This window comes from Mesorhizobium sp. Cs1299R1N1, from assembly GCF_037179655.1.
Taxonomy (GTDB): domain Bacteria; phylum Pseudomonadota; class Alphaproteobacteria; order Rhizobiales; family Rhizobiaceae; genus Mesorhizobium; species Mesorhizobium salmacidum.
In genome coordinates, this window is record NZ_JAPYKR010000017.1 from 54,234 (window position 1) to 80,356 (window position 26,123).

The 26,123-nt window shown below is 62.7% G+C and carries 24 protein-coding genes; 17 read left to right on the forward strand and 7 right to left on the reverse strand.

The window, feature by feature from the left end; translation table 11 throughout:
* Positions 1 to 77 precede the first annotated feature (77 nt).
* Entirely contained in the window at positions 78 to 3,458 is a 3,381-nt protein-coding gene (locus O7A70_RS28780; protein WP_337143370.1) for a hypothetical protein, read from the forward strand.
* Positions 3,459 to 3,465: 7 nt separating this feature from the next.
* Here the strand turns inward: O7A70_RS28780 and tyrS are convergent, their stop codons facing one another.
* A complete protein-coding gene (gene tyrS / locus O7A70_RS28785; RefSeq protein ID WP_337143371.1) occupies positions 3,466 to 4,719 on the reverse strand; it encodes a tyrosine--tRNA ligase in 1,254 nt (417 codons plus the stop codon).
* Positions 4,720 to 5,042: 323 nt separating this feature from the next.
* On the opposite strand from tyrS, the gene O7A70_RS28790 reads away from it, so the two are divergent.
* Genes O7A70_RS28790 through O7A70_RS28805 form a run of 4 tightly spaced genes read left to right on the forward strand, consistent with a single transcriptional unit; the run spans position 5,043 to position 8,637 of the window.
* Complete coding sequence (locus tag O7A70_RS28790) at positions 5,043 to 5,777, forward strand: glycosyltransferase family 2 protein (RefSeq protein WP_337143372.1); 735 nt, start codon at positions 5,043 to 5,045, stop codon at positions 5,775 to 5,777.
* Positions 5,770 to 6,102, forward strand: coding sequence for a lipid-A-disaccharide synthase N-terminal domain-containing protein (locus O7A70_RS28795; RefSeq protein ID WP_140506409.1), 333 nt, complete (start codon positions 5,770 to 5,772; stop codon positions 6,100 to 6,102). The genes O7A70_RS28790 and O7A70_RS28795 overlap by 8 nt, the downstream gene beginning before the upstream one ends.
* Before the next feature lie 38 nt (positions 6,103 to 6,140).
* On the forward strand, positions 6,141 to 7,790 hold the full coding sequence (locus tag O7A70_RS28800) for an ArnT family glycosyltransferase (RefSeq protein WP_337143373.1): 1,650 nt from the start codon (positions 6,141 to 6,143) through the stop codon (positions 7,788 to 7,790).
* A 25-nt stretch (positions 7,791 to 7,815) separates the two neighbouring features.
* Entirely contained in the window at positions 7,816 to 8,637 is an 822-nt protein-coding gene (locus O7A70_RS28805) for a phosphatase PAP2 family protein (protein WP_337143374.1), read from the forward strand.
* 97 nt (positions 8,638 to 8,734) lie between these two features.
* Here the strand turns inward: O7A70_RS28805 and O7A70_RS28810 are convergent, their stop codons facing one another.
* Positions 8,735 to 9,409: an alpha/beta hydrolase gene (locus O7A70_RS28810; protein ID WP_027028091.1), complete on the reverse strand. Its 675-nt coding sequence runs from the start codon at positions 9,407 to 9,409 to the stop codon at positions 8,735 to 8,737.
* A gap of 254 nt (positions 9,410 to 9,663) precedes the next feature.
* Between O7A70_RS28810 and O7A70_RS28815 the strand changes: the two genes are divergently transcribed.
* From O7A70_RS28815 to O7A70_RS28850, 8 genes are all read left to right on the forward strand, one after another.
* Entirely contained in the window at positions 9,664 to 10,824 is a 1,161-nt protein-coding gene (locus tag O7A70_RS28815) for a cysteine desulfurase family protein (protein ID WP_337143375.1), read from the forward strand.
* A gap of 215 nt (positions 10,825 to 11,039) precedes the next feature.
* On the forward strand, positions 11,040 to 12,557 hold the full coding sequence (gene sufB / locus O7A70_RS28820; protein ID WP_337143376.1) for a Fe-S cluster assembly protein SufB: 1,518 nt from the start codon (positions 11,040 to 11,042) through the stop codon (positions 12,555 to 12,557).
* 8 nt (positions 12,558 to 12,565) lie between these two features.
* Positions 12,566 to 12,805: a hypothetical protein gene (locus tag O7A70_RS28825; protein WP_337143377.1), complete on the forward strand. Its 240-nt coding sequence runs from the start codon at positions 12,566 to 12,568 to the stop codon at positions 12,803 to 12,805.
* A gap of 5 nt (positions 12,806 to 12,810) precedes the next feature.
* On the forward strand, positions 12,811 to 12,993 hold the full coding sequence (locus O7A70_RS28830; RefSeq protein ID WP_337143378.1) for a hypothetical protein: 183 nt from the start codon (positions 12,811 to 12,813) through the stop codon (positions 12,991 to 12,993).
* Positions 12,986 to 13,741, forward strand: coding sequence for a Fe-S cluster assembly ATPase SufC (gene sufC, locus O7A70_RS28835; RefSeq protein ID WP_337143379.1), 756 nt, complete (start codon positions 12,986 to 12,988; stop codon positions 13,739 to 13,741). The genes O7A70_RS28830 and sufC overlap by 8 nt, the downstream gene beginning before the upstream one ends.
* A gap of 39 nt (positions 13,742 to 13,780) precedes the next feature.
* Complete coding sequence (sufD, locus tag O7A70_RS28840) at positions 13,781 to 15,049, forward strand: Fe-S cluster assembly protein SufD (RefSeq protein WP_337143380.1); 1,269 nt, start codon at positions 13,781 to 13,783, stop codon at positions 15,047 to 15,049.
* Positions 15,050 to 15,255: 206 nt separating this feature from the next.
* Entirely contained in the window at positions 15,256 to 16,497 is a 1,242-nt protein-coding gene (locus O7A70_RS28845; protein ID WP_337143381.1) for a cysteine desulfurase, read from the forward strand.
* Positions 16,498 to 16,502: 5 nt separating this feature from the next.
* Complete coding sequence (locus O7A70_RS28850; RefSeq protein ID WP_027143659.1) at positions 16,503 to 16,895, forward strand: SUF system Fe-S cluster assembly protein; 393 nt, start codon at positions 16,503 to 16,505, stop codon at positions 16,893 to 16,895.
* A 2-nt stretch (positions 16,896 to 16,897) separates the two neighbouring features.
* On the opposite strand, the gene O7A70_RS28855 is transcribed toward O7A70_RS28850, so the two are convergent.
* Positions 16,898 to 17,617: an STM3941 family protein gene (locus O7A70_RS28855; RefSeq protein ID WP_337143382.1), complete on the reverse strand. Its 720-nt coding sequence runs from the start codon at positions 17,615 to 17,617 to the stop codon at positions 16,898 to 16,900.
* Here O7A70_RS28855 and sufA point away from each other — a divergent pair.
* Positions 17,616 to 17,996: a Fe-S cluster assembly scaffold SufA gene (gene sufA / locus O7A70_RS28860; protein WP_027143660.1), complete on the forward strand. Its 381-nt coding sequence runs from the start codon at positions 17,616 to 17,618 to the stop codon at positions 17,994 to 17,996. The genes O7A70_RS28855 and sufA overlap by 2 nt on opposite strands.
* Before the next feature lie 35 nt (positions 17,997 to 18,031).
* Here sufA and O7A70_RS28865 read toward each other — a convergent pair whose 3' ends face one another.
* The gene (locus O7A70_RS28865; RefSeq protein WP_337143383.1) at positions 18,032 to 18,529 is read right to left on the reverse strand and encodes a GFA family protein; all 498 of its coding nucleotides are present in this window, start codon (positions 18,527 to 18,529) and stop codon (positions 18,032 to 18,034) included.
* A 90-nt stretch (positions 18,530 to 18,619) separates the two neighbouring features.
* Here O7A70_RS28865 and O7A70_RS28870 point away from each other — a divergent pair, with 90 nt between their 5' ends.
* A complete protein-coding gene (locus tag O7A70_RS28870; protein ID WP_337143384.1) occupies positions 18,620 to 18,943 on the forward strand; it encodes a TfoX/Sxy family protein in 324 nt (107 codons plus the stop codon).
* 185 nt (positions 18,944 to 19,128) lie between these two features.
* On the opposite strand, the gene O7A70_RS28875 is transcribed toward O7A70_RS28870, so the two are convergent.
* Both O7A70_RS28875 and O7A70_RS28880 read right to left on the reverse strand, forming a co-directional pair.
* The gene (locus O7A70_RS28875; protein WP_337143385.1) at positions 19,129 to 20,046 is read right to left on the reverse strand and encodes a pseudouridine-5'-phosphate glycosidase; all 918 of its coding nucleotides are present in this window, start codon (positions 20,044 to 20,046) and stop codon (positions 19,129 to 19,131) included.
* Positions 20,047 to 20,103: 57 nt separating this feature from the next.
* Positions 20,104 to 21,048: a carbohydrate kinase family protein gene (locus O7A70_RS28880; protein WP_337143386.1), complete on the reverse strand. Its 945-nt coding sequence runs from the start codon at positions 21,046 to 21,048 to the stop codon at positions 20,104 to 20,106.
* 302 nt (positions 21,049 to 21,350) lie between these two features.
* Here O7A70_RS28880 and recA point away from each other — a divergent pair, with 302 nt between their 5' ends.
* Together recA and alaS are read left to right on the forward strand one after the other, a co-directional pair.
* On the forward strand, positions 21,351 to 22,451 hold the full coding sequence (recA, locus tag O7A70_RS28885) for a recombinase RecA (protein WP_013895892.1): 1,101 nt from the start codon (positions 21,351 to 21,353) through the stop codon (positions 22,449 to 22,451).
* Positions 22,452 to 22,723: 272 nt separating this feature from the next.
* A complete protein-coding gene (gene alaS / locus O7A70_RS28890; RefSeq protein ID WP_337143387.1) occupies positions 22,724 to 25,390 on the forward strand; it encodes an alanine--tRNA ligase in 2,667 nt (888 codons plus the stop codon).
* Positions 25,391 to 25,455: 65 nt separating this feature from the next.
* Here the strand turns inward: alaS and O7A70_RS28895 are convergent, their stop codons facing one another.
* Entirely contained in the window at positions 25,456 to 26,082 is a 627-nt protein-coding gene (locus O7A70_RS28895; RefSeq protein WP_337143388.1) for a glutathione S-transferase family protein, read from the reverse strand.
* Positions 26,083 to 26,123: the final 41 nt, after the last annotated feature.

Here is a 26,123-nt window from a genome sequence, read left to right on the forward strand (position 1 = left end):
GGTTACGCGCGAAGCCACACCGATATAGTGTCGAGCGGGGATTCGTCCACGAGCGAGTTTGTACAACGGAAGATTGCGTGGATCAGGACCAACCGCAGCACGAGAAGATCCGGTTCAGGCGGGACGAAATCACCGACCTGGGAGCCTTGCCGTCCGCGTGCCGCGTCCCGCCTCTCGGCCAGGCGGCGATCGGCCGAGGCTTTCGCATCCTTTCGCGCGTGGTTGCCGGCGTGGTCGCATTCATGCTGCTGGCCGCGGTCGCCATCTATCTCATCGGCCTTTCCGGCATCGGGTCGGACAGGCTGCGCGTCGAGGCGGAGAGCGCCATAGAGAGGCTGGCGGGCGTCGACGTCGATGTCGCGGTCGGGCCAGCCCGCATCACGCTCGACAGTTCGAGCTTCGTCGCCCTCCAGGTGAGCGATGTCAGCCTGAAGACATCAGACGGCAAACCGATGGCGGATGCCGGTCGTGTGCGCTTTGGCGTGCGTCTCGTGCCGCTGCTATGGGGTGAGGTGCGGTTGACCAGCGCCAGGATCTCCGATGCCCGCATCGTCATGGCGGCGATGCCGTCCGGCGGCGACTGGACCGCGGCGCTGCGCAACGAGAACGGCCTCGTCGATCCGGAAAAACTGTCGGACGCGGTGTTCGGCAACATCCATCGCGCGCTCGACGCCGTGCGGGAGGATTCGATGCGTCGCATCGATCTCAGCAATGTCGAGTTCGTGCTGCCCGACGCCGGATCGATCAAACTGGTCAAGATCGCCGACGCCACCGTCGTTCAGTCGGGGCCGGGCGGCATGGAGTTTACCTCCGAGGCGGATGTCGACGGCAGGACAGTCACCGTTGCCGCCTCCGCCACCCGCGATATCGCCGCGCATCGGGTGATAAGCCTGGATGCCAGCATCAATCTGGCGGATGCCGGTGACACTGCTGCCGGCTCCGGCAGGCTTGGTGCCGTCGCGTTGAAGCTGACAGGATCGGAAGGCTCAGGTGCCACCGCATCACGCTTGATGGCCGCCCTTTCGTCCACCGGGTCGGTGCTGGATCTTGGCACGCGCGGGCTGCTGCCGGCGGATGCCGATGTCAATGCGACGCTGGTCCACGGCTCCAACAAGATCCAGGTAGACAGATTGCTGCTGAAAACCGGCCGGTCTTCATTCGATTTCGGCGGCTCGATCGGGCCAAAACCGGCAACCGGGGTAGCGGGCGAGGAACCCTCCTACCGTTACGACCTGACCAGCGACGGTTCGACCTTGGCGCCATCGGAATCGCCTGAGCCCGCGTTGATCTTCCTGGCGCGGATCGCCGGCGTCTACCAGCCGCAAAGCCGTAAACTGGTGGCCGAGCAGATCGCGGTTCGGTCCGCCGGTTCCGGCGAGGTGCTTGGCACCGCGGCGATGCAATTCGTCGACGGCAAGGCTCCCGGGATCAATCTGGCGCTCAACATCCATGACATGCCGGTCTCGCATGTCAAACAGCTGTGGCCGTGGTTTTCGGCGCGCAATGCGCGGCTCTGGTGTCTGGACAACCTGTTCGGCGGCCGTGTGGTCGACGCCAATCTCCAGTTCCAGGTGGTGCCGGACCGCCTCGGCAATGGCGTGCCGCTTTCAGCCGACGAGGTCTTTGGCCGCTTCCAGATCGAGGGGGCGCGTTTCGACACGGCCGGCCGCATTCCGCCGATACGCGATGCGGTGGGCGTCGTCGGATTCCACGGCAACGACGTCGACATTTCGTTGTCGTCGGGCACCGTCTTCATGCCCAGTGGCCGCGTGGTGGCGGCCAGCAACGGGACATTGGCCGTCAAGGCAGCCAACCGCCCGCCGGTCATCGGCGCTCTCGATATCGACGTTGCCGGCGATGCGTCTGCCGTCGCCGAACTTGCATCCTACGAACCGATCAATGCCATGCGCCATGTCGGCATTCTGCCGGAGGACCTTTCCGGCGGCGTCACCGGCCACGTCAAGGCGGACATTCCGCTGCAGTCGGGCGTCGACACCGCGAAGCTCGATTGGCTGGTGTCGCTCGACTACACCGGCCTGTCCTTGGCCAAGCCGTTCGAGGGACAGGCCGTGACCGATGCCGATGGCTCGATCACCGTCGACCCGCAAAAGGCTGTCATTTCGGCCAAGGCATCGCTGAACGGCATTCCGGCCGAACTCGATCTCGTCGAGCCGCTGGCGGATGACGGGCCGGCGCGCAGCCGCAAGGTAGCCCTGGTACTCGACGACAAGATCCGCGCCGCCGCCATGCCCGGCCTGACGCCGCTGCTTGCCGGAACGGTGAAGGTCGCGATCGACAAGAGCGGCAGCGGCAACCAGAATGTGTCGGCCGACCTCACCAATGCCAGGTTGGACATTCCCTGGGCCGGCTGGAGCAAGGGGGCGGGGGTTCCCGCCAGCGCCACATTCGTCATGACCAAGTCCGGCGACACCACGACGCTGTCGGACTTCGAGCTCGACGGCAAGACGTTCTCCGTCGACGGCAGCATCGTGCTGGTCAACGGCGCCTTGTCTTCGGCCAAGTTCGGCAAGGTCACCTTGAACAGGGGTGACGACGTGGCGGTTTCGGTGAAGCGATCGGGCAAGGGCTATGCGGTCGACATCACTGGCAACGCGCTCGACGCTCGTTCGCTCATCAAGCAGTTCACGTCCGATGTGGACACCGCAACCAAGACGACGGGAACAGACAACATTTCCGTCAGCGCCGATGTCGATCAGCTGACCGGCTTCCACGAGGAGCAACTCTCCAACCTGAAGCTCGATTACAGTGCGGCTGGTTCAAGGGTCAACGGACTGAAGGTCAGCGCGACGGCGAGTTCCGGCGCAGCCATCGCCATCAGCAACACCACCGGTGACGGCAGGCGCTCGCTCAACGTGCAGTCGGCGGACGCCGGCGCGATCCTGCGGTTCCTCAACATCTATGAGCACATGGAAGGTGGGTCGATCGCGCTGGCGCTGACGGGGGCCAGCGACGGACCGATGAAGGGCAAGGTCGACACCAGCAACTTCTTCGTCGTCAACGAACCCAAGCTCGCCTCCATCGTCTCGACCACGCCGGCCGGCGACAGTCGCAGCCTCGACCAGGCGGTGAAGGGCAAGCTCGACACGTCGCGGGTGAAATTCGAACGTGGTTACGCCGAGATCGACAAGGGCAGTGGCTATCTGAAGCTGACCAATGGCGTGCTGCGTGGCCCGCGCATCGGCACGACGTTCCAAGGCATCCTCTACGACCAGAACAACAATATGGACATGACCGGCACCTTCATGCCGGCCTACGGCCTCAACCGCATTTTCGGCGAACTGCCCATCGTCGGCGCGCTTCTGGGCAATGGTCGCGACCGCGGCCTGATCGGCGTCACCTTCCGGCTCAGGGGCAATGCCAACAAGCCGGTGCTCGACGTCAACCCGCTGTCGGTGATCGCGCCGGGGATATTCAGGTCGATCTTCGAATACCGGTGAGGGGTACTCAGGCCGGTCTCACCAGGATGTGTTTTTTCTTGCCCAATGAAAGCTTTACGACGTTTTCCGGACTCAAATCCTGAAGCGTGACCATTCGACGGTCGTCGCTTACCGGCTGGTCGTTCAGGCGCACGGCGCCACCCTGGATGTGCCGCCGTGCCTCGCCATTGGATGAAGCCAACCCCGCGCTGACCAACAGCGCCAGGATGCCGATGCCGGCTTCGAGCGCGGCCTTGTCCGTCTCGACGGTCGGCAACGTGTCGGCGAGCGCGCCTTCCTCGAAGGTCTTGCGCGCCGTCTCGCTGGCCTGTTCGGCGGCCGCGCGGCCATGCAGATGAGCGGTGATCTCGGTAGCGAGGATCTTCTTTGCCTCGTTGATCTCGGAACCGCCCAGCCGCTCGAGTCGTGCGACCTCTTCCAAAGGCAGCGTGGTGTAGAGTTTCAGGAACCGGGCAACGTCGGCATCCTCGGTATTGCGCCAGTACTGCCAGAACTCGTAGGGGCTCAGCATCTCCGGATCGAGCCAGACCGCGCCCGAGGCCGACTTGCCCATCTTGGCGCCCGACGAGGTGGTGAGCAGCGGCGTGGTCAGTGCGTAGAGTTGCGCATCCTCCATGCGGCGGCCGAGATCGATGCCGTTGATGATGTTGCCCCATTGATCGGAGCCGCCCATCTGCAGGCGGCAGCCGAGGCGCTTGTAGAGTTCGACGAAATCATAGGCCTGCAGGATCATGTAGTTGAATTCGAGGAACGACAGCGATTGCTCGCGATCGAGCCGCAACTTGACGGAATCAAACGCAAGCATGCGGTTGACGGAAAAGTGCCGCCCGACATCGCGCAGGAAATTGACGTAGTTGATCTCCATCAGCCAGTCGGCATTGTTGATCATGACCGCGTCGTTCGGACCGGTGCCGAATTTGAGGTAGGGCATGAAGTTGCGGCGGATACCGGCGAGATTGGCGTCGATATCCGCAGGCGTCAAAAGCTTGCGCGCCTCATCCTTGAAGGAGGGGTCGCCGATCATCGACGTGCCGCCGCCCATCAGCGCGATCGGCCGGTGGCCGGTCTGCTGCAGCCAATGCAGCATCATGATCTGGATCAGCGAGCCGGCATGCAGGCTCTTGGCCGTGGCGTCGAAGCCGATATAGGCCGTCACCGTTTCCTTGGCGAAAATAGTGTCGAGACCGGCATCATCCGAGGTCTGGTGGATGAAACCGCGCTCGCTCATCGTGCGCAGGAAATCGGATTTGAAGGCAGGCATGTTTTCTTTCCCGAAGCGTACGCCACGGTCCGTGGCGGGCATATGTGAACGCGCGCGTTTAGCACCCAAGCGCGATCAGCAAAAGTGGATTCCGGTTTTGCGCCGGATCGCGCGCCAACCAAGAGTTGGCGATCAGCAAAAGTGGATTCCGGTTTTGCGGCCGCGCGGATGGTGCCAGCGGCGGTCCGGCCGCAATGCTTGCTTCATCGTTTCGGCTGGCGTAATGAGGCGCCGCGCCACAAGGTTCTAACAGTCCACGACCTCAAGCGGCACCGCACGGCATCCATAAAATGCCATATCCGACGACAGAGCCCCGACGCGACATGCCGGACGCATTGATATCCATTGTCATTCCTAGCAGGAACGAGGCGGCAAACCTGCCACTGCTGATCGACGAGATCGAGGCGGCGATGGCCGGCCGCGACTTCGAGTTGATCATCGTCAATGACGGCTCGACCGACGAGACGGCTGCCGTGCTCGCCGAACAGGCGGCGCGACGCCCGTTTCCGCTACGCGAATTGCGGCATCGGAAGTCCGCCGGCCAGAGCCTTTCGGTGCGTTCGGGCGCCTGGGCGGCGCGCGGCGGCATCGTCGCGACCATCGACGGCGACGGCCAGAACGATCCGCAGTACATTCCGGTGCTGGTCGATGCGCTGCGCCAAGCCGGGCCCGATTTCGGCGCCGCGCAAGGGCAGCGCCTCAAGCGCCGCGACAGCAAGGTCAAACAATTGGCGTCGCGTTTCGCCAACTGGCTGCGAAACGCCATCCTGCATGACGAGACGCGCGACACCGGCTGTGGCCTGAAGGCGGTTCATACCGATATCCTGCGCAAACTGCCGTTCTTCGACGGCACCCATCGCTTCGTTCCGGCCCTGGTCATCCAGGAGGGGTATCGCGTCGTGCATTGCGACGTCGTCGACCGCTCGCGCCGGCACGGCAAATCGAATTACGGCATTTTCGATCGCGGCCTGCAGGGTGTGCTCGATCTCTGCGGTGTCTGGTGGTTGCGCCGCCGGCGCCGCAGAATGCCAAAAATAGAGGAAATCAAGCGTGTTTAATGTGCTTCAGGAACTGGGAGCCTGGCTTCATCAGGTTTTCATCAAGCAGTTCGATGCGTGGATCCTGCTCGGCTTCGTCGCCCAGTTCTTCTTCACCATGCGCTTCGTCGTGCAGTGGCTGGCCTCGGAAAAGGCCAAGCGCAGCGTCGTGCCGGTGGCCTTCTGGTTCTTCTCCCTGTTCGGCGGCGGCCTGCTTCTGATTTATGCCATCCAGCGCCAGGATCCGGTGTTCATCGCCGGGCAGGCCATGGGCATGTTCATCTACATCAGAAATCTCTGGCTGATCGCCAATGAGCGCAAGGCGGCGATGACCAAGGTCGATTGAGCAACCGCCCAAAAAGAAATGATCGGAGAGACTCAGAAATGGCGTTGAACAGGAACTACATCTTCCTCTTCCTGTTCAGCCTGGTGATGACGGCTTCGGGCCTGGCATCCATGCCGCCAGTCGACCGTGACGAGCCGCGCTTCGTCCAGGCCTCCAAGCAGATGGTCGAGAGCGGCGACTATGTCGATATCCGCTTTCAGGAGACCTCGCGCTACCAGAAGCCGATCGGCATCTACTGGCTGCAATCGGCGGCCGTGGCGCTGAGCGGGCAGGGTGCCGAGGCACCGATCTGGGTCTATCGCACCGTCTCGGCATTTGGCATTGCCCTTGCAGTGCTGGCGATCGCCTGGACAGGGACCAATCTTTTCGGTGCCAATGCGGGCCTCGCGGCCGGCCTGGTGATGGCCGCGATCTTCGCCACGGCTTTCGAGGGCCGCGACGCCAAGACCGATGCGATGCTGCTGGCCTGCTGCGTTGCGGCGCAAGGCGCGCTGGCGCAGATTTATCTCGCATCGCGCCGCAATGAACCGGTCGCCGGCCATCTCTGGTGGATCTTCTGGATCGCGCAAGGGGCCGCGATCCTGATCAAGGGGCCGATTGCGCCGCTGCTGTCGGCGCTGACCATCGCCGTCCTGTTTGCCTTCGAACGCGACGGCCGTTGGCTGTCGAAGCTCAGGGTTGGGCGCGGCCTGCTGCTTGTCTTGGTGATTGCGCTGCCCTGGCTCGCCGCGATCACCTGGAAGAGCCACGGTGCTTTCCTGCAGCAGGCCGTCGGCAAGGACATGCTCGGCAAGGTCGCGTCGGGCGCGGAATCGCACGGCCTGCCGCCCGGCTTCTACATGCTGACCTATTCGCTGTTCATGTGGCCGTTCGGCCTGATCGCGGTAGGCGCTGGCCTGCAGGCCCTCAACCGCATGCGCGACGATGTCAGGCTTCGCTTCTGCCTCGCCTGGTACATCCCGTTCTGGCTCGTTTTCGAACTCATTCCCACCAAGCTGCCGCATTATGTCCTGCCCGCCTATCCCGGCATGGCGCTGCTGATCGGCTGGCTGCTGACATTGCAGCCGCAGGACGCCAATGCGCCGCTCAGGCGCTGGCAGCAATGGCTGTGGTGGTCTACCGCATTCGGTCTTGTCGTGGTCAGCCTGGGCCTGGCGGCGGTCTGCATCGGAGCGCCGATCTATCTCACCCACACTTTCTCCTGGTGGAGCATTCCGGCGGCCGCGGCCGCACTTGGCGCGGGCTATTTCGCGTTTTCGCGGCAGTTACAGGTGCCGCTGCCCCGCATCGGCGCCACCGCCGCCTGTGCGGGCATCGCCTACGCCTTGCTGTTCGGCGTCATCGCCCCGTCCCTGAAGCCGATCTGGCTGAGCCCGGCAATCAGGGACGCGGTGCGCGCCAACAAACCTTGCGACACGACCGTGCTCGCCTCGGCGCGTTATCAGGAGCCGAGCCTGGTGTTCCTGGTCGGCACGAAAACGGTGCTGACCGATGTCGGTGGCGTGGCGGAACATCTGCTCGCCGATCCTGCTTGCTCCTTGGGCCTGGTGCCGACCGGCGACGAGCAGAAATTGAATGGCATGCTGTCCGTGCAAGGCAAGTCGGCGAACCGCCTCGCCGAAGTCGACGGCCTCAACTATTCGTCGGGAGACAAACTGTCGCTCGGTCTTTACCGTATAGCGCAATGACTTCTATGATGGGGTCGAGTTCCCAATGCTCGTGAAATCGCGGCCTCGAGTTTCCAGATCGCTCCTCGGGATAGGACGCCGGTCCCTCGGCAATTTTCGCGACACCCTGCAGATCGCCAGACGGCGCCTTGCCGTTCGCCCCGCTCGCTATCCCAACATCTCATGGTGGGCGTGGGGCCTGGTCTGGGTCTTTCTGACGGCCGCGGCCTTTGTCCGTCTCGATACGCCGGCGGGAGTGGCACATGGCCAGTGGTCGGCGGGCGCCGCCAGGCTTGCCGAGTTCTTCACGCAGTTCGGACTGGGCGGCTGGTATCTCATCCCGTCCGCGCTGCTGCTTGTCGCGGCCAATCTGACGGATTGGCGAAGCCTTTCGCACCGCGCGCTGATGCTGGTCTACAGTTGGACCTGCCTGGCTTTCCTGGTGCTGAGCGCCGTTGGCCTGTCCGGTCTAACGGTGAATGTCCTCAAATATGCGATTGGCAGGGCCCGCCCGCTCTATTTCCAGGATTTCGGCGTCCTTGCGCTGCACCCTTTTGCTTTCGATGCGCGCTTTGCCGGCTTTCCCTCCGGCCATGCCACGACGATGGGCGCCGTGTTCGGCATCCTGCTGCTTTTGTTTCCGCGGCGTTGGTACATCGCCTTGGTGGTCACGGCCTGCATCGCCTCGACCAGGGTCTTCGTCGGCGCGCACTATCCGAGCGACACCGTTGCCGGCTTCGGCCTCGGCTGCGCCTTCGCGCTGGCGTGCGGACTGGTCTTTGCCAGGCTCGGCTTCATCTTCCGGCCGGCACCGTCAGGATTGCCGGTCCGCAAGCCATCGTTCCGGCTTATTGCCCCGGAAAAATAGGTCGCTGCCGGAGCGTCCGCACCGCGGCGGCCTCATGTGGAGGAGGCGGGCCTTGCCCGCCCGCTCATAGCCCCGCGAATACGGACCGCCTGGTGTCTTAGCGCAGCCGCTTCGGCCTCGGATCGGATAATTCTCCCGCCAGCCGGCGATCGAGATAGTCGGCGCATTCCTCGATCAGCACATCGGCGTCGTTGGCGAAGAAATGGTTGGCGCCGGGCAGGGTCTTCTGCGTGATGGTGATGCCCTTTTGCGTGTGAAGCTTGTCGACCAGGCCTTGCACATCCTTCGGCGGCGCCACCTTGTCGGCATCGCCGTGGATGATCAGGCCCGAGGACGGGCAGGGCGCCAGGAAGGAGAAATCATAGGTGTTGGGCTGCGGCGCGATCGAGATGAAGCCCTCGATCTCGGGCCGGCGCATCAGGAGCTGCATGCCGATCCACGAACCGAAGGAATAGCCGGCCACCCAGCAGCTCTTGGAATCCGGATGCAGCGATTGCACCCAGTCGAGTGCGGCCGCCGCGTCCGACAACTCGCCGGTGCCGTGGTCGAACTCGCCCTGGCTGCGGCCGATGCCGCGGAAATTGAAGCGCAGCGTGGTGAAATCGCGCTTCTGGAACATGTAGAAGAGGTCATAGACGATCTTGTTGTTCATCGTACCGCCGAACTGCGGGTGCGGATGCAACACGATAGCGATCGGCGCGCTCTTTTCCTTCGAGGGCTGGTAGCGTCCCTCCAGGCGGCCGGCCGGACCGGTAAAAATGACCTCAGGCATGAAATACTCCACGTGACATATACAAATGCGCGGCGCCCGGAACTCTTGCTCTGGCCCCGCTTCCACAGACCTTGACGCAGGGCGAGCGTCTTCCTAGAAGCTAGTTTAGAATTGTTCAAAACTGGGTGGCCGAAACGCAATCGCCCGGTCGCACTCGCCGCAAGCCGCGTAAATAGGACGGCTTGCCTTGGAATTTCAAGGAAATAACGCCATACGTCGGCGGAATGGCTTTTGACGGGAAGAACTGGACGAAAATGGCCGCGATACGCGCCTATCTCGACTATAATGCCAGTGCGCCGCTGCTTTCAGCGGCGCGCGAGGCCATGGTCGCGGCGTTTGACGCAGCCAACCCCTCGTCGGTCCATGCCGAGGGGCGCGCCGCGCGCAGGCTGGTCGACAATGCCAGGCGCGACGTGGCGGCACTGATCAACGGCAAGGCCGAACATGTCGTCTTCACCTCGGGTGCGACCGAGGCCGCCTCGATGCTGCTGACGCCGGACTGGCAGATGGGGCGCGGCGCCATTCGCATGAGCCGGCTCTACGTGTGCGAGGCCGACCATCCGTGCCTGCTGAATGGCGGACGCTTTCCGGCAAACCTGGTGACGCGGCTCGGTGTCGGCGCTGATGGCATCGTCAGTCTCGACGCCTTGACGGCAGCGCTCGGCGGTCACGACAAGGCCGATGGCTTGCCGTTGGTCGCGATCCACGCCGCGAACAACGAAACCGGCGTCATCCAGCCGATCGACCGCATCGCGGAGATCGTCAGGGCAGCGGGCGGCATTCTTGTCGTCGATGCCGTTCAGGCCGCGGGCCGCGTTTCCATCGATATGTCGGCCGGATACGCCGACTATGTGATTCTGTCCTCGCACAAGATCGGCGGCCCCAAGGGCGCCGGCGCTGTCGTTGCCGCTGCCGACCTGATGATGCCGAAGCCGCTGATCAATGGCGGCGGCCAGGAGAAGGGCCACCGTGGCGGCACCGAGAACTTGCCCGGCATTGCCGGTTTTGGCGCCGCCGCGCGAGAAGCGCTGGCCGGGTTGGAGGCCATCGGTGCCGTGCGTCAGCGTCGCGATGAGCTCGAAACGTCAATCAAGACGCTGGTGCCGGACGTGGAAATCTTCGGAGCCGGCGCGCCAAGGCTTGCCAACACGACATTCTTCGCTATTCCCGGCGTCAAAGCCGAAACCGCCCAGATCGCCTTCGATCTGGCGGGCGTGGCGCTTTCCGCCGGTTCCGCGTGCTCGTCGGGCAAGGTCGGGCCGAGCCATGTGCTGAAGGCCATGGGACACGGCGACAGCCTTGGTGCCTTGCGCGTGTCGGTCGGTGCCGCGACCGCCGACGAGGACATCGAACTGTTCCGCACCGCGCTGGCAAGCATTGCCGCGCGACGGGCGGGTAGAGAGAAGGCCGCGTAGCGGTTGGAGCATCGGACCGGGAAATCCGATGCTTGAGAAAAAGGATCAGGCTTCGGCCTGGTAGAGCCGTGCGTTTCATGCTGGCCGGGTGAATTTCCGGTCGAGGCGCACTATATGAAACTTACGCTGCCGCGGACGCTGCTCGGGCGTTCATTCGGCGGTGCCATAGTTTGAAAACTGTCGGGCCTTGACCCCGGCGTGGATGGAGAACGCATATGCCTGCTGTGCAGGACACGATCGATCGGGTCCGAAAGATCGACGTCGACCAATACAAATACGGATTCCAGACCGAGATCGCTGTCGACAAGGCTCCCAAGGGTCTGAGCGAAGACATCATCCGTTTCATTTCGGCCAAGAAGGACGAACCGTCCTGGATGCTGGAATGGCGCCTCGAAGCCTATCGGCGTTGGCTGACGCTGGACGAGCCGACCTGGGCGCGCGTCAACTATCCCAAGATCGATTTCCAGGACATCTACTATTACGCGGCGCCCAAGAGCACGCCCGGACCGACTTCGCTCAGCGACGTCGATCCCGAGATCTTGAAAGTCTACGAGAAGCTCGGCATTCCGTTGAAGGAGCAGGAAATCCTCGCCGGTGTGCAGAAGACCGACGCCTCGGAGCTCGAGGAAGTCAGCGACAATGTCTATAAATCGGGCCGCGTCGCCGTCGACGCCGTGTTCGATTCCGTGTCCGTCGTCACCACTTTCAAGAAGGAGCTGGCGCAGGCCGGCGTCATCTTCTGCTCGATCTCCGAAGCGATCCGCGAGCATCCAGAACTGGTCAAGAAATATCTCGGCTCGGTCGTGCCGACCTCCGACAATTTTTACGCGACGCTGAATTCGGCCGTGTTCACCGATGGCTCGTTCGTCTTCGTGCCCAAGGGCGTGCGCTGCCCAATGGAGCTGTCGACCTATTTCCGTATGAACGAGAAGAACACCGGCCAGTTCGAGCGCACGCTGATCATCGCCGAGGAGGGGGCCTACGTCTCCTATCTCGAGGGCTGCACGGCGCCGCAGCGCGACGAGAACCAGTTGCATGCCGCCGTGGTCGAACTGGTCGCGCTCGACGATGCCGAGATCAAATATTCGACGGTGCAGAACTGGTACCCCGGCGATGCCGAGGGCAAGGGCGGCATCTACAACTTCGTCACCAAGCGCGGTGACTGCCGTGGCCATCGTTCGAAGATCTCGTGGACGCAGGTCGAGACCGGTTCGGCGATCACCTGGAAATATCCGAGCTGCATCCTGCGCGGCGACGATTCCTCGGGCGAGTTCTATTCGATCGCCGTGTCGAACGGCTACCAGCAGGTCGATAGCGGCACCAAGATGATCCATCTCGGCAAGAACACGTCGAGCCGCATCATCTCCAAGGGCATAGCGGCCGGCTTCTCGCAGAACACCTATCGCGGCCAGGTCTCGGCGCACCGCAAGGCGACCAACGCCCGCAACTTCACCAATTGCGACTCGCTGCTGATCGGCGACCAGTGCGGCGCGCACACCGTGCCTTACATGGAAGCCAAGAACTCGACGGCGCAGTTCGAGCATGAGGCGACGACGTCGAAAATATCAGAGGACCAGAAGTTCTACGTCATGCAGCGCGGCATCCCGGAAGAGGAAGCCATCGCGCTGATCGTCAACGGCTTCGTCAAGGATGTCATCCAGCAACTGCCGATGGAATTCGCGGTGGAAGCGCAGAAGCTGATCGGCATCTCGCTGGAAGGCTCGGTGGGCTAGTCGAGAAGATGCTGAAGGTCTTGAGAAACACGCTACTTGGTACCTTGGCGATAGCGCTGTTCCTGGCTATCGCCGGTGCGGTGTTGGCGCTCGTCGGCTCTATCGGCGGCTTTCCAGATCTGAAGCAAGTCGGCGGCTCCCTGTCTGCCTTGGGAGTGCTCTGCTTCTTTGCTGCCATTCTGGTGTTTGGCTTTGTTTCCCGGATGAGACCGATGGGGCAGCACAAAGTCGATGGCGGTGCTGGGTGATATTGATGACCGCGCCCATTCCCAGAGAGGACATCTGGTTCGCCGTTTTTTGGCGGCGGCTTTGGGCCGTGCGCGTCTTCGCGGTCAGCCTTGGCTTGTCATTCTGGTGGTTCAAGGCCCTGCAACGCACGCACACCGACTATTCGATCACTTATGACGATTATTTCAGAGAAAAGAACAATGCTTGAGATCAAAAACCTGCATGCCCGCATCGTCGATGACGGCACCGAGATCATTCGCGGCTTGAACCTGACGGTGAAAGCCGGCGAGGTCGCCGCGATCATGGGGCCGAACGGCTCGGGCAAATCGACGCTCTCCTACATCCTCGCCGGCCGCGAGGACTATGAGGTGACCGAGGGCGACATCCTCTACAACGGCCAGTCGATCCTCGAAATGGACCCGGCCGAGCGCGCCACTTCCGGCATTTTCCTCGCCTTCCAATATCCGATGGAGATACCGGGCGTGGCGACCATGGAATTCCTGAAGGTGGCGATGAACGAGCAGCGCAAGGCGCGTGGCGAGGAACCGCTGAAGATCCCGGAATTTTTGAAGCGGGTGAAGGAAGCCGCCGCCTCGCTCAATATGGACATGGCGATGCTGAAGCGGCCGCTCAATGTCGGCTTCTCCGGCGGCGAGAAGAAGCGTGCCGAGATCCTGCAGATGAAGCTGCTGGAGCCGAGACTGTGCGTGCTCGACGAGACCGATTCCGGCCTCGACATCGATGCGCTGAAGATTGTCTCGGATGGTGTCAACGCACTGCGCTCGCCGGACAGGGCTTTCCTGGTCATCACCCACTACCAGCGCCTGCTCGAACACATCGTGCCTGATAGCGTGCACGTGCTCTACAGGGGCCAGGTTATCAAGTCGGGCGACAAGTCGCTGGCGCTCGATCTTGAAGCGAACGGCTATGCCGGCGTCATCGGGCAAGCCGCGTAACGTGCCAAGTCATTTTGTTCCAAAAGACAGGCGAGACTGATGAATATGCACACACAACCGCAGCGGACACCGGCCGAGACAGCGTTAATCGACGCCTTCGGCGAACGGCTGTCGCTTTTGCCGGGAGACGGCGCGGTGATGCTGAAACGTGACGACGCCATCGAAGCGGTCAAGCACGGCCTGCCAACGCGGCGCATCGAATCCTGGCACTATACCGACCTGCGCCGGCTGTTGAGTGCGGTGCCGGACTTCGATCCGGCCGCCGCCGCGAAAGCCATCGCGCCAATCGTCGAGGGTTCGACGGTCCTCACCCTGTTGAACGGCGTATCAAGTGCCAAGGGGCCGGTCGTCGACGGCGTCAGCGTCCAGCGTCTGTCCGAAAAGCTGACCGACGGCAGCATCGCGCCGGGGCTCGATCCCTATGGCAGCGACGATGCCATAGGCGCGCTGAACACGGCCTTCGTCGCCGACGGCTATTTTGTCGATATCGCCGACGGTATTGAACTGGAAAAGCCGATCGAGCTGCAGAACCTGCAGGCCGGTGGCCAGACCCATGTGCGCCTGCCGGTGCGGGTTGGCACCGGCGCCAAGGCGGTCATCGTCGAGCGTCAGGCCGGCGACGGCGCGGCGCTGACGAGCTCGGTCAGCCAGCTCGTGCTTGGCGAGGGCGCCGAGGTGACCTGGCTGATCGTCCAGGAGCAGCCGGATACGGCGACACATCTGGCGCAGTTCAAGGCCCATATCGGCAAGGATGCCAAACTGACGCTGTTCGTCATGAACGCCGGCGGCAGGCTGGTGCGCCAGGAAGTCATGGTCAAGACGACGGGCGAAGGCGCCGACTTCAAGCTGCGCGGCATCAATCTTCTGGCCGGCGACACCCATACCGACGTCACCATGGTGCTCGACCATGCCGTGCCGCATACGACATCGACCGAGGTCATCCGCAATGTGGTGACCGGCAAGGCGCGGGGCGTGTTCCAGGGCCGCATCAACGTCCATCAATATGCGCAGAAGACCAACGCCAAGATGGCTTGCAACACGCTGCTTTTGTCGGACGATGGCGAGTTCTCGACCAAACCGGAGCTCGAGATCTTTGCCGACGACGTCGTCTGCGGCCATGGCGCGACGGTCACCGAGATCGACCACGATCATTTGTTCTACCTGATGGCGCGCGGCGTCGACGAAAAGAGCGCGCGGGGGTTGCTCGTCAAGGCGTTCGTCGCCGAGGTGATCGAGGAACTGGATGACGAAGCGATCGTCGAGGCGCTGGAAGCGCGGCTCGATGAGTGGTTCGTGACGCACGGGTGAAGTGGATGGGGCCTGGCTAAGCCACCCCTCATCCGTCTTGGCGCTGCGCGCCAATCCACCTTCTCCCACAAGGGGAGAAGGTAAAGCGCTCTTCCTTCTCCCATTGTGGGGCCTGAAGGGCGGGCGAGGCAAGTGACTCGCCCTGGGCGGTGGCCGCGAAGCGGTCGGATGAGGGGTGCGCGGCAGAATGAGGCGATGAAGTTGTGATGGACCAGAAGATCGAAACCACCCCCTACGACGTCGAGGCGATCCGCCGTGACTTTCCGATTCTGTCGCGCGAAGTCTATGGCAAGCCGCTCGTCTATCTCGACAACGGCGCCTCGGCACAGAAGCCGCAGGTGGTGCTCGACACCATCCAGCACGCCTACAGCCAGGAATATGCCAACGTCCATCGCGGCCTGCATTTCCTCTCCAATGCCGCTACCGACGCCTATGAGAAGGCGCGAGAAACGGTGCGCCGGTTCCTCAACGCGCCAAGCACCGACAACATCGTCTTCACCTCGAACACGACCTCGGCGATCAACACCGTCGCCTATGGCTATGGCATGCCAAATATCGGCGAGGGCGACGAGATCGTGCTGTCGATCATGGAGCACCATTCCAACATCGTGCCGTGGCATTTCATCCGCGAACGCCAGGGCGCCAAGCTGGTCTGGGTGCCGGTCGACGACCTCGGCGTCTTCCACATCGAGGAATTCGAAAAACGCCTGACCGACCGCACCAAGCTGGTCGCCATCACGCAGATGTCGAATGCGCTGGGCACGGTGACGCCAATCAAGGAGATTGTCCGGATCGCTCACGCCCGCGGCATTCCGGTGCTTGTCGACGGCAGCCAGAGCGCCGTGCACATGCCCATCGACGTGCAGGATCTCGACTGCGATTTCTTCGTCTTTACCGGCCACAAGGTCTACGGCCCCTCGGGCATCGGCGTGCTCTACGGCAAGAAGGATAGTCTCGCCGGCATGCGGCCCTTCATGGGCGGCGGCGAGATGATCGAGGAGGTGACGGAAGATATCGTCACCTACAACGACCCGCCGCACCGCTTCGAAGCCGGCACGCCGCCGATCGTCCAGGCGATCGGGCTGGGCGCCGCGCTCGACTACATGGACTCTGTCGGCCGTGAGCACATCGCGGCACACGAGCAAGACCTCAAGAATTATGCCCATGAACGCCTGCGGGCCATCAATTCGCTGCGCATCTTCGGTGATGCGCCTGGCAAGGGCGCCATCATCTCCTTCGAACTAAGAGGTATTCATGCCCATGACGTCTCGATGGTGATAGACAGGCAAGGCGTGGCTGTCCGCGCGGGCACCCATTGCGCCCAGCCGCTGTTGAAACGCTTTGGCGTAACCTCCACATGCAGGGCATCGTTCGGCATGTATAATACCAGGGCCGAAGTCGACGCTTTGGCCGAGGCGCTTGAAAAAGCGCGCAAGTTTTTCGGGTGACGACCATGGATGATGTGAGCACCACCACCGAAGCTACGCCGGAAACCGCCGGCAATAGCGTCGTTTCCGCCTCGGCCATCCCGGCCGATGAACTGGCGCGGCTGACCGATGACATCGTCTCGGCGCTGAAGACGGTCTACGACCCGGAAATCCCGGCCGACATTTACGAGCTCGGCCTCGTCTACAAGATCGACGTCGAGGACGACCGCTCGGTCAAGATCGACATGACGCTGACCGCGCCCGGCTGCCCGGTGGCCGGCGAAATGCCTGGCTGGGTCGAGAATGCCGTCGGCGCCGTCGAAGGCGTGTCTGGCGTCGAGGTCAACATGACTTTCGATCCGCCCTGGACGCCCGACCGCATGTCGGAAGAGGCGCAGGTCGCGGTGGGCTGGTATTGAGCTTAGTAGACTTTGACGCCGTGTGCTTTGGCGTAAGCTGTGATCATTGAGGACAGCTCGTCATATTTGACCTCGAGATCACCCGTGCCAATACACATTGCATCGAGACCCATCATCCTATTTGGTCCCCGACTCCAGCGCGCCATTTTGGTCAAAGACGAATTCTGCCAGACGCTCTCCAGGACTTCTACCAAAAGGAACTTTTGTCGCCGATGGCTCCGCTCCGAAATGCGCTTCACGGCGCTCCATGGAATGAATTCGGCCGACAAGCGGACGTCCCAAAAGCCCTTTGGCGATAAAATTAGCGTTGGCCGGTTCAAGTCGAAAAGACGCACTACGACAATCACAAAAGTGGCGGCGGACAAAATTGCACCTGTCCAACCGAGAATTTGTTCGAAACCAGTGGGAGCGATGCCCGGCAGTAGCGGCCAGCCTAATGCAAGGCACAGGGTTCCTACCATCACCAATAAGATAGCACCCAAGCCGAGCCGAGCAGGAGATGAGCGAAACTCAACCGTTCGATTGGTGTCAAATGGCATTCGGCTTTCCCGCCATGTCATCGTCGGCGTTGCGTTGAACATACCTAGTGGACATTTAATTTCGATTGCCGTCTTTTGAAATAGAGCCTCGATCGGGTTGCACTGGGCAGAAAACTTCACCATTTTAGGTGAGGAATCATTCGGCAGGCCTTGAACCTGCATGGAATGGAGAAGGAAAGACATGGGACGCTTTGCCGTCATCACGATGACCGAAAAGGCCGCCGACCGGGTGCGCGAGATCGTCGCCACGCGCGACAACGCGCATGGCATTCGCCTCGGCATCAAGAAGGGCGGCTGCGCCGGCATGGAATACACGGTCGATCTGGTAACCGAGCCGAACGCCAAGGACGATCACATCGAGCGCGACGGCGCCCATGTCTATGTCGCGCCGGAAGCAGCACTTTTCCTGTTCGGCACCGAGATGGATTTCGAGCAAACGACGCTGCGCACCGGCTTCACCTTCCGCAACCCGAACCAGAGTTCGGCCTGCGGCTGCGGCGAATCGGTCGAGTTGAAGCCCGCCGATCTGAAAGCCTTGGCCGAGGCGCGCGCTTCGGCCTGAGCATTTCCTTCGCCCCGCTTTCGGGGAGAAGAAAGCTAATCCACCCACATGCCTGTCCGCTTGTGCCAGTCGGCGATCGATTCCTCGGGATAGACGTCGAACACCTTGTCCTTCGGCCCGACATCGGGCTCGACCCAGTTCGCCTTGTATTTCAGCATCAGATGCACTTTTTCGGGCGGCTTCGGCAGGTCGCTGTCGATCGCCGAGGCGAAGGGATGCACCAACTCCGGCCAGGTCGGGTCGTAGAGCCACAGCGCCGACCCGCATTTGCGACAAAAATTGCGCTCGCCGGTCGAGACCTCGCAGTTGGGATGCTCGTCGTCCTCGATCTCGGCCCGATAGACGCCAAGGTTTCTCTTGCCCCTGATGTTCAGCGTTTCGTAGTCGGCGCCGAGATTGATGGCGAAACCGCCGCCACCTTGCTGCTTGCGGCAGATCGAGCAGTAGCACAGCATGAACGGCACCGGCGTGTGGCTTTCCACTTCGAAACGCACGGCGTTGCAGCGACAGGACCCCTTGAGCAGCACAGGCATGGCAAAATCTCCGACAGGATAGCCTCAACCTGTCAGCATGATTTTGGTTGCGGCGATGACAAGGCCAAATGCCGGTGACATGATCGCGGCATGGACAATGAACGCATCGCCGAACTGTTCGAGGGCCTCGGTCCGGTCAGCATCCGAAAACTGTTCGGCGGCAAAGGCATCTATTTCGACGGCGTCATCGTCGCCATTGTCCTGCGTGGCGAATTGCTGCTGAAGGCGGACGAACAAAGCGCGCCGGATTTCGAAGCCGCGGGCTGCCGGCAGTGGACCTACACCGGCACGCGCCACGGCAAGCTGGTGGCGATGCCCTACTGGAGCATTCCCGACAGCGCTTTTGACGATCCGGACGAAATGACGGTCTGGGCACGCCGCGCCTATGACGCGGGGCGGCGCGCGGGGAAGTAGATTCCGGCAAGCGCGAGGCCGCCCCCTCATCCGGCCGCTTCGCGGCCACCTTCTCCCCGAGGGGAGAAGAGGTCGGCGTCGGCGCTGCAAGCTCCTCTCCCCTCGGGGAGAGGTCGGATTGCCCCGAATTGCTCTTTGCAATTCGGTTTTGGCAATCCGGGTGAGGGGGCCTTCGCCGCGTGAACCTACAAGGCCTTGGCGATCTCAGCCGCCAGCCTTGCATTGTTCTCGACCAGCGCGATGTTCGTCTTCAGGCTGCGGCCGCCGGTGAGTTCGAGGATTTTTCCCAGCAGGAACGGCGTCACCGCCTTGCCGGTGACGTTGAGGGCTTCGGCCGCCTTCTGCGCGGCTTCGATGTAGCCCGCCATTTCCTCAGCGGGGATTTCGTGGTTTTCCGGCACCGGATTGGCAATCAGCAAGCCGCCGCCCAAACCCAGAGCCAGGCGCGTCTGATAGAAATGCGCGATGTCTTCCGGCTTGTGCAGCGTCAATGGCGCCCGGAACGGCGACTGCCGCGACCAGAAGGCCGGCATCGTCTCGCAGCCATGGCCAACCACAGGCACGCCGCGCGTCTCCAGCACTTCCAGCGTCTTTTCGATGTCGAGGATCGCCTTGGCGCCGGCCGAGACGACGATGACCGGCGTGCGCGCCAGTTCATCGAGGTCGGCCGAGATGTCGAAACTCTTTTCCGCGCCCTTGTGCACGCCGCCGATGCCGCCGGTGGCGAATACTTTTATCCCGACCATGTCAGCCGCGATCATGGTCGCTGCGACCGTGGTGCCCCCGGTGCGGCCTTGCGCGACGGCGAAGCCGAGATCGGCGCGCGACAGCTTCATGGCGTCACCCGTCATCGCCAGCGATTCGCGCTCGCCGTCGGAGAGGCCGATCTTGATGCGGCCGCCAATCACGGCGATCGTCGCCGGCACCGCGCCGCCGTCACTGATGATCTTTTCGACATTGGCCGCCATGGCGCCATTGTCGGGATAGGGCATGCCATGGGTGATGATGGTGCTTTCGAGCGCCACCACCGGGCGCCCGGCGGCCAGGGCTTGCGCTACCGGTGCGTGGATATCGATGAAAGGGCGGGCGGTTTCTGGCGTCATCTCTGATCTCCAATCCGGAGTGCGGCGCATCCACTGCGCTCTATGAATTTGCCGGTCTCATGCCACTTCCCTGGCATCGGGCACAAGGGCCAGCGCCTCCGCGAAGCTCGCCGCGGTGAATTCGGGCACCGCGTTGGCGCTTTCGATGGCCAGGATTGCCGCCGCGACGCCTTCGCGCAGGGCCTGGCGCAATGGCAGGCCACGCAGCAGCGCCGCGACCGTCGCGCCCGCCAGCGCGTCGCCGGCGCCGGTGACATCGGCGATTTTTCTGGGGGCAGGCGGCACGATCGAGAAGGCGCCCGTACCGTCGAAACCCAGCACAGGGCCACTGCCTGCCGTGACCACGCCGCTGGCAAGGCCGCTGCTCCGCAACCCGTCGATCATTTCCTGCTCGCCGGCACTTGCATTGACGCCGGCCAGCACAGCGGCCTCCCGTCGGTTCATGAAGAGTTGGGCCAGCCCGCCGAGCACCGGTATCAGCCGCGTCACCTTGGCCGGCGAAATCGCGATGGCGAAAACCGGTTTATCGGCGGCGAGCGACAGCAACCCCTCCAGTGCGGCCGACGGCAGGTTGGCGTCGCACAGGATGGCATCCGCGGCGGCCACTTCCTGGCGTATCTTGGAACGCCTGATCTGCTTGGGAAAAGCCAGGTCGTACAGCGCCATGTCGGCAAAGCCGACGATCAGTTCGCCCTCGCGGTCGATCAGCGCCGTGTAGCTCGGCGTGGTACGGTCGAGGAACACCGCAGACAAATCGACGATGCCAGCCTCGGCGATGGCCCGTGAAACCGTATCGGCTGACACATCGCCGCCGCGCACCGAAAGCAGCGATGCGCAGAGGCCGCGCCGCACCATGCTGCGCAACGCATTGAAGACGCCACCGCCGACATCCTCGCGCATCGTGCCGGGATTGGAGGCGGCCGGCACATAGAGGCCGGACACCTGGCCACGCCGGTCGATATGGGCACCGCCCACGGCCAGTATCTTCGCGGATTCCACCATGGCGGCGATATGACCTTTGTTGTTGGGGCCGCACAAGCGCTACTATGCGCGACAGAGCTTCGCATGCAGGACGGCGATTCGGCCGGACTATAGGATCGAGCTGTCTGGCCCAATGCGGAGCCTGTTCCTGCCCGGGCGGAGCCTGTTCCTGCCCGGGTTTGCGAGACAAAAAAAGAACAAATCAGGATATCACTTGTTTTTCAATTGGTTGTCACCCCTTGCCAAATGAGAACAAAAAAGGTACAAAATGACAAGGATTACGGATTGTTCGGCCTTCATTGACGACCAAGGGGTGATGTATCATGGCTCAGAATTCTTTGCGGCTGGTAGAGGATAAGGCAGTGGACAAATCAAAGGCTCTGGATGCGGCGCTGTCGCAAATCGAGCGGGCTTTCGGCAAGGGCTCGATCATGCGACTCGGCGCCAACGAGCAGGTCGTCGAGATCGAAACGGTGCCCACAGGCTCGCTCGGCCTCGATATCGCGCTCGGCGTCGGCGGCCTGCCGCGCGGCCGCATCATCGAGATCTACGGGCCGGAAAGCTCGGGCAAGACGACGCTGGCCCTGCACACCGTGGCCGAAGCCCAGAAGAAGGGCGGCATCTGCGCCTTCGTCGATGCCGAGCACGCGCTCGATCCGGTCTACGCCCGCAAGCTCGGCGTCGATCTTGAAAACCTGCTGATCTCGCAGCCCGACACCGGCGAGCAGGCGCTGGAGATTTGCGACACGCTGGTGCGTTCCGGCGCCATCGACGTGCTGGTGGTCGATTCGGTGGCGGCGCTGACGCCGCGCGCCGAAATCGAGGGCGAGATGGGCGATTCACTGCCCGGCCTGCAGGCCCGCCTGATGAGCCAGGCGCTGCGCAAGCTGACCGCCTCGATCTCGCGCTCCAACACCATGGTCATCTTCATCAACCAGATCCGCATGAAGATCGGCGTCATGTTCGGTTCGCCCGAGACGACGACCGGCGGCAACGCGCTGAAATTCTACGCCTCGGTGCGTCTCGACATCCGCCGTATCGGCTCGGTCAAGGATCGCGACGAGGTGGTCGGCAACCAGACCCGCGTCAAGGTGGTCAAGAACAAGCTGGCGCCGCCCTTCAAGGTGGTCGAGTTCGACATCATGTATGGCGAGGGCGTTTCCAAGACTGGCGAGCTGGTCGATCTCGGCGTCAAGGCCGGTGTGGTCGAGAAGTCGGGCGCCTGGTTCTCCTATAATTCGCAGCGTCTCGGCCAGGGCCGCGAGAATGCCAAACTGTTCCTGCGCGACAATCCCGACACCGCGCGCGAGATCGAACTGGCGCTCAGGCAGAATGCCGGATTGATCGCCGAAAAGTTCCTCGAAAACGGTGGCTCAGAGGGCAATGGCGACGATGGTTTTGAGGACGAAGCCGGCGCGATGTAGGGCAGCGCCAGAGTTTGGCCATAAATCCAGCCTATTATCTGATGCTTAAGTAACAGAGTTCTGTAGTACCCGCGTTCCAAACCGCCGGCCTTCGCGCCGGCGGTTTTCGTTTGCGTGCCTGCGTAAGTGCCGGTGCAAAGCGCGAATTGGCCCAATTCCGTGTTTCTGGACAGGGTCAAGAGCTACGGCTAAAAGGCCAACTCCATCTTCTAGAAAACACAGAGCCATCTCCCGCCGGTCCGGCCGGCGGCTCTCTTGAAAAGGCAGTATCCATGAGTGGCGTCAACGAGATCCGGTCGACATTTCTCGACTATTTCCGCAAGGAGGGCCACGAGGTCGTGGCCTCGAGCCCGCTCGTGCCGCGCAACGATCCGACATTGATGTTCACCAATGCCGGCATGGTGCAGTTCAAGAATGTCTTCACCGGTTTGGAGAAGCGGCCCTATTCGCGTGCCACCACGGCCCAGAAAAGCGTTCGCGCCGGCGGCAAGCACAACGATCTCGACAATGTCGGCTATACCGCGCGCCACCTGACCTTCTTCGAGATGCTCGGCAATTTCTCCTTCGGCGATTATTTCAAGGAGCGCGCCATCGAGCTTGCCTGGAACCTCATCACCAGGGAATTCGGGCTGAAGAAGGACAAGCTGCTGGTCACCGTCTACCACACCGACGATGAGGCGGCCGGTTTCTGGAAGAAGATCGCCGGTTTCTCCGACGATCGCATCATCCGCATCCCGACCTCGGACAATTTCTGGGCGATGGGCGATACCGGACCCTGCGGCCCTTGCTCGGAAATCTTCATCGACCGTGGCGAGCACATCTGGGGCGGCCCTCCCGGCAGTCCGGAGGAGGATGGCGACCGGTTCCTCGAATTCTGGAACCTGGTGTTCATGCAGTATGAGCAGGTGACGAAGGAGGAGCGCGTCGACCTGCCGCGCCCGTCGATCGACACCGGCATGGGCCTGGAGCGCATGGCATCCATCCTGCAAGGGGTGGAGAGCATCTTCGAGACCGACCTGTTCCGTCATTTGATCGATGCGGCGTCCTCCGCGCTTGGGCGCGCGCCCGATGCGGAAACGGTTGCCTCCTACCGCGTCATTGCCGATCACCTGCGCTCGTCCTCCTTCCTTGTCGCCGATGGCGTGCTGCCGTCGAATGAAGGTCGCGGCTATGTGCTGCGCCGTATCATGCGCCGCGCCATGCGCCATGCGCAGTTGCTCGGCGCCCGCGATCCGTTGATGTGGAAGCTGGTGCCGGCGCTGGTGCGCGAGATGGGCCAGGCCTATCCGGAACTGGTGCGCGGCGAAACGATGATTACCGAGACCTTGAAACTCGAGGAGACACGGTTCCGCAAGACGCTGGTGCGCGGCCTCGGGCTGCTCTCCGAGGCGACGGAGAAGCTCGGCGCCGGCGACATGCTGGATGGCGAGACGGCATTCAAGCTCTATGACACCTATGGCTTTCCGCTCGACCTGACACAGGACGCGCTGCGCCAGCGCAGCATTTCGGTCGATCTTGCCGGATTTACCAATGCGATGGAGCAGCAGAAGGCGGAGGCGCGTAAGCACTGGGCCGGGTCCGGCGAGGCCGCCACCGAAACGGTTTGGTTCTCCGTGCGTGAAAAAACCGGCGCCACCGAATTCCTCGGCTACGAAACTGAGCAGGCAGAGGGCCTCATCCAGGCGCTGGTCAAGGATGGCAAGACCGTTGACAGCGCCGCCAAGGGCGATGCGGTCGCCGTGGTCGTCAACCAGACGCCGTTCTATGGCGAATCCGGCGGCCAGATGGGCGACACCGGCGTAATCTCGGGTGAGGGGTTCTCGATCGAGATTTCCGATACGCAGAAGAAGGCCGATGGTCTGTTTGTGCATCTCGGCAAGGTGATCGCAGGCACGGTCAAGACGGGTGCCGCGGTCGAACTGAAGGTTGATCATGCCAGGCGTTCCAGGCTACGCGCCAACCATTCCGCGACGCATCTGATCCATGAGGCGCTGCGCGAGGTGCTGGGCACCCATGTCGCTCAAAAAGGCTCGCTGGTCGCGCCCGAGCGCCTGCGTTTCGATATCTCGCATAACAAGCCGATCTCTCCGCAGGAGCTCGAGGAGGTGGAGCGCATGGCCAACGAGATCGTCGTCCAAAACAGCCCGGTGACCACGCGCCTGATGTCGGTCGACGACGCCATTGCTGAGGGCGCGATGGCGCTGTTCGGCGAGAAGTATGGTGACGAGGTGCGCGTCGTATCGATGGGCACGGGCGTTCATGGCGCCAAGGCCAACCGGCCTTATTCGGTCGAGCTTTGTGGCGGCACGCATGTCAGGGCGACCGGCGATATCGGCTTGGTACGCATCGTTTCGGACGGCGCGGTCGCCGCAGGCGTGCGCCGCATCGAGGCGCTGACAGGCGAAGCCGCGCGAAAACATCTCGACGAGCAGGACAGGCGGCTGAAGGCGGCCGCTGCCACGCTGAAGATCTCGCCGGCGGATGTGCCAGCGCGCGTCGAAGCACTGCTTGAAGAGCGCAAGAAGCTCGAGAAGGACCTGGCCGAAGCGCGCAAGAAGCTGGCGCTGGGCGGCGGGTCGCCTGCCGATGCCCCGGCCGCCAGCGAGATCGTCGCTGGCGTCGGCTTCCTCGGCAAGGCGGTTTCCGGCGTCTCGCCGAAGGATTTGAAGCCGCTGGCCGACGCCGGCAAGACTTCGTTGGGCTCTGGCGTCGTCGTGTTCGTTGGCGCTGGCGAGGACAACAAGGCGAGCGTCGTGGTCGCCGTCACCGATGATCTCGTCAACCGCTTCAGCGCTGTCGACTTGGTGCGCGTCGCCTCTGCCGCATTGGGCGGGCAGGGCGGCGGCGGTCGTCCCGACATGGCCCAGGCCGGCGGACCGGACGCGTCGAAAGCCAACGATGCGATCGCGGCGGTGAGGGCGGCTCTCGAGGCGGCGTAAGCGTCGGATTGGACTTATTACGACGGGTGGGAGGGGCGCTGCCCCCGCAGCCATCTCAATCCTTGTCAACTAACCTTCTCGGTGCGCGCAAAGCTTGCACGCACCGAGACACGCGCATACCAGTCCCGGATATCCGCAAACCGCGCCAGCAAGTCGCGTCCTTCGGCAACCTTGACGAAATAGCCGATCATCGGCGCCGCATGCAGGTCGGCCAACGTCAGCTGGTCGCCAAGCAGCCATGGCCCTTGTGCCTTCAGCGACGTCAGCACCCTGAGCACTGTTTCGGCTTGCCGCAGCCCGTCGGCGATCAGCGCCTCGTCGGGCGCTTCTTTTTCCAGCCGCTCGACAGCGACGTCCCAGACCATCGCCCGATAGGCATAGGCATCGACCATGCCGATGATCTGGCCCATCCTGGCGCGGCCGCGCGCATCGGCAGGCTGCAACGCCGGCCCATCGAAGGCCTCGTCGACATAGCGAGCGATCGCGCTGGTCTCGAAGAGGCGGAACCCGTCGTGCTCGAAGGCCGGAATGCGGCCGAACGGATGGTGTTCGAGATACCAAGCCGGGACCCCCTCGGAGGCGAAGATGTCGAGCGGCACCAGCTCGCAGTCGATGCCTTTCTCTGCCAGCGCCATCCGCGTGATGCGAACATACACACTGTACTCCGCGCCGTAGAGGATTGGCTTGGTCACGCTGTCAGCCCTTTGCTTTCGCCGGCCCTAAAAACCGAAGG

What these genes read in the sequence shown, in the direction of transcription:
- O7A70_RS28880 (WP_337143386.1), bottom strand. Translation starts at nt 21,048, where the DNA reads ATGGTGGAATCCGCGAAGATACTGGCCGTGGGCGGTGCCCATATCGAC.
- tyrS (WP_337143371.1), bottom strand. Translation starts at nt 4,719, where the DNA reads ATGCCTGCCTTCAAATCCGATTTCCTGCGCACGATGAGCGAGCGCGGT.
- O7A70_RS28825 (WP_337143377.1), top strand. Translation starts at nt 12,566, where the DNA reads ATGCTGAAGGTCTTGAGAAACACGCTACTTGGTACCTTGGCGATAGCG.
- O7A70_RS28855 (WP_337143382.1), bottom strand. Translation starts at nt 17,617, where the DNA reads ATGTCTTTCCTTCTCCATTCCATGCAGGTTCAAGGCCTGCCGAATGAT.
- O7A70_RS28875 (WP_337143385.1), bottom strand. Translation starts at nt 20,046, where the DNA reads ATGACGCCAGAAACCGCCCGCCCTTTCATCGATATCCACGCACCGGTA.
- sufC (WP_337143379.1), top strand. Translation starts at nt 12,986, where the DNA reads ATGCTTGAGATCAAAAACCTGCATGCCCGCATCGTCGATGACGGCACC.
- recA (WP_013895892.1), top strand. Translation starts at nt 21,351, where the DNA reads ATGGCTCAGAATTCTTTGCGGCTGGTAGAGGATAAGGCAGTGGACAAA.
- O7A70_RS28870 (WP_337143384.1), top strand. Translation starts at nt 18,620, where the DNA reads ATGGACAATGAACGCATCGCCGAACTGTTCGAGGGCCTCGGTCCGGTC.
- sufA (WP_027143660.1), top strand. Translation starts at nt 17,616, where the DNA reads ATGGGACGCTTTGCCGTCATCACGATGACCGAAAAGGCCGCCGACCGG.
- O7A70_RS28830 (WP_337143378.1), top strand. Translation starts at nt 12,811, where the DNA reads ATGACCGCGCCCATTCCCAGAGAGGACATCTGGTTCGCCGTTTTTTGG.
- O7A70_RS28850 (WP_027143659.1), top strand. Translation starts at nt 16,503, where the DNA reads ATGGATGATGTGAGCACCACCACCGAAGCTACGCCGGAAACCGCCGGC.
- O7A70_RS28810 (WP_027028091.1), bottom strand. Translation starts at nt 9,409, where the DNA reads ATGCCTGAGGTCATTTTTACCGGTCCGGCCGGCCGCCTGGAGGGACGC.
- sufD (WP_337143380.1), top strand. Translation starts at nt 13,781, where the DNA reads ATGAATATGCACACACAACCGCAGCGGACACCGGCCGAGACAGCGTTA.
- O7A70_RS28815 (WP_337143375.1), top strand. Translation starts at nt 9,664, where the DNA reads ATGGCCGCGATACGCGCCTATCTCGACTATAATGCCAGTGCGCCGCTG.
- sufB (WP_337143376.1), top strand. Translation starts at nt 11,040, where the DNA reads ATGCCTGCTGTGCAGGACACGATCGATCGGGTCCGAAAGATCGACGTC.
- O7A70_RS28805 (WP_337143374.1), top strand. Translation starts at nt 7,816, where the DNA reads ATGCTCGTGAAATCGCGGCCTCGAGTTTCCAGATCGCTCCTCGGGATA.
- O7A70_RS28800 (WP_337143373.1), top strand. Translation starts at nt 6,141, where the DNA reads ATGGCGTTGAACAGGAACTACATCTTCCTCTTCCTGTTCAGCCTGGTG.
- alaS (WP_337143387.1), top strand. Translation starts at nt 22,724, where the DNA reads ATGAGTGGCGTCAACGAGATCCGGTCGACATTTCTCGACTATTTCCGC.
- O7A70_RS28845 (WP_337143381.1), top strand. Translation starts at nt 15,256, where the DNA reads ATGGACCAGAAGATCGAAACCACCCCCTACGACGTCGAGGCGATCCGC.
- O7A70_RS28790 (WP_337143372.1), top strand. Translation starts at nt 5,043, where the DNA reads ATGCCGGACGCATTGATATCCATTGTCATTCCTAGCAGGAACGAGGCG.
- O7A70_RS28865 (WP_337143383.1), bottom strand. Translation starts at nt 18,529, where the DNA reads ATGCCTGTGCTGCTCAAGGGGTCCTGTCGCTGCAACGCCGTGCGTTTC.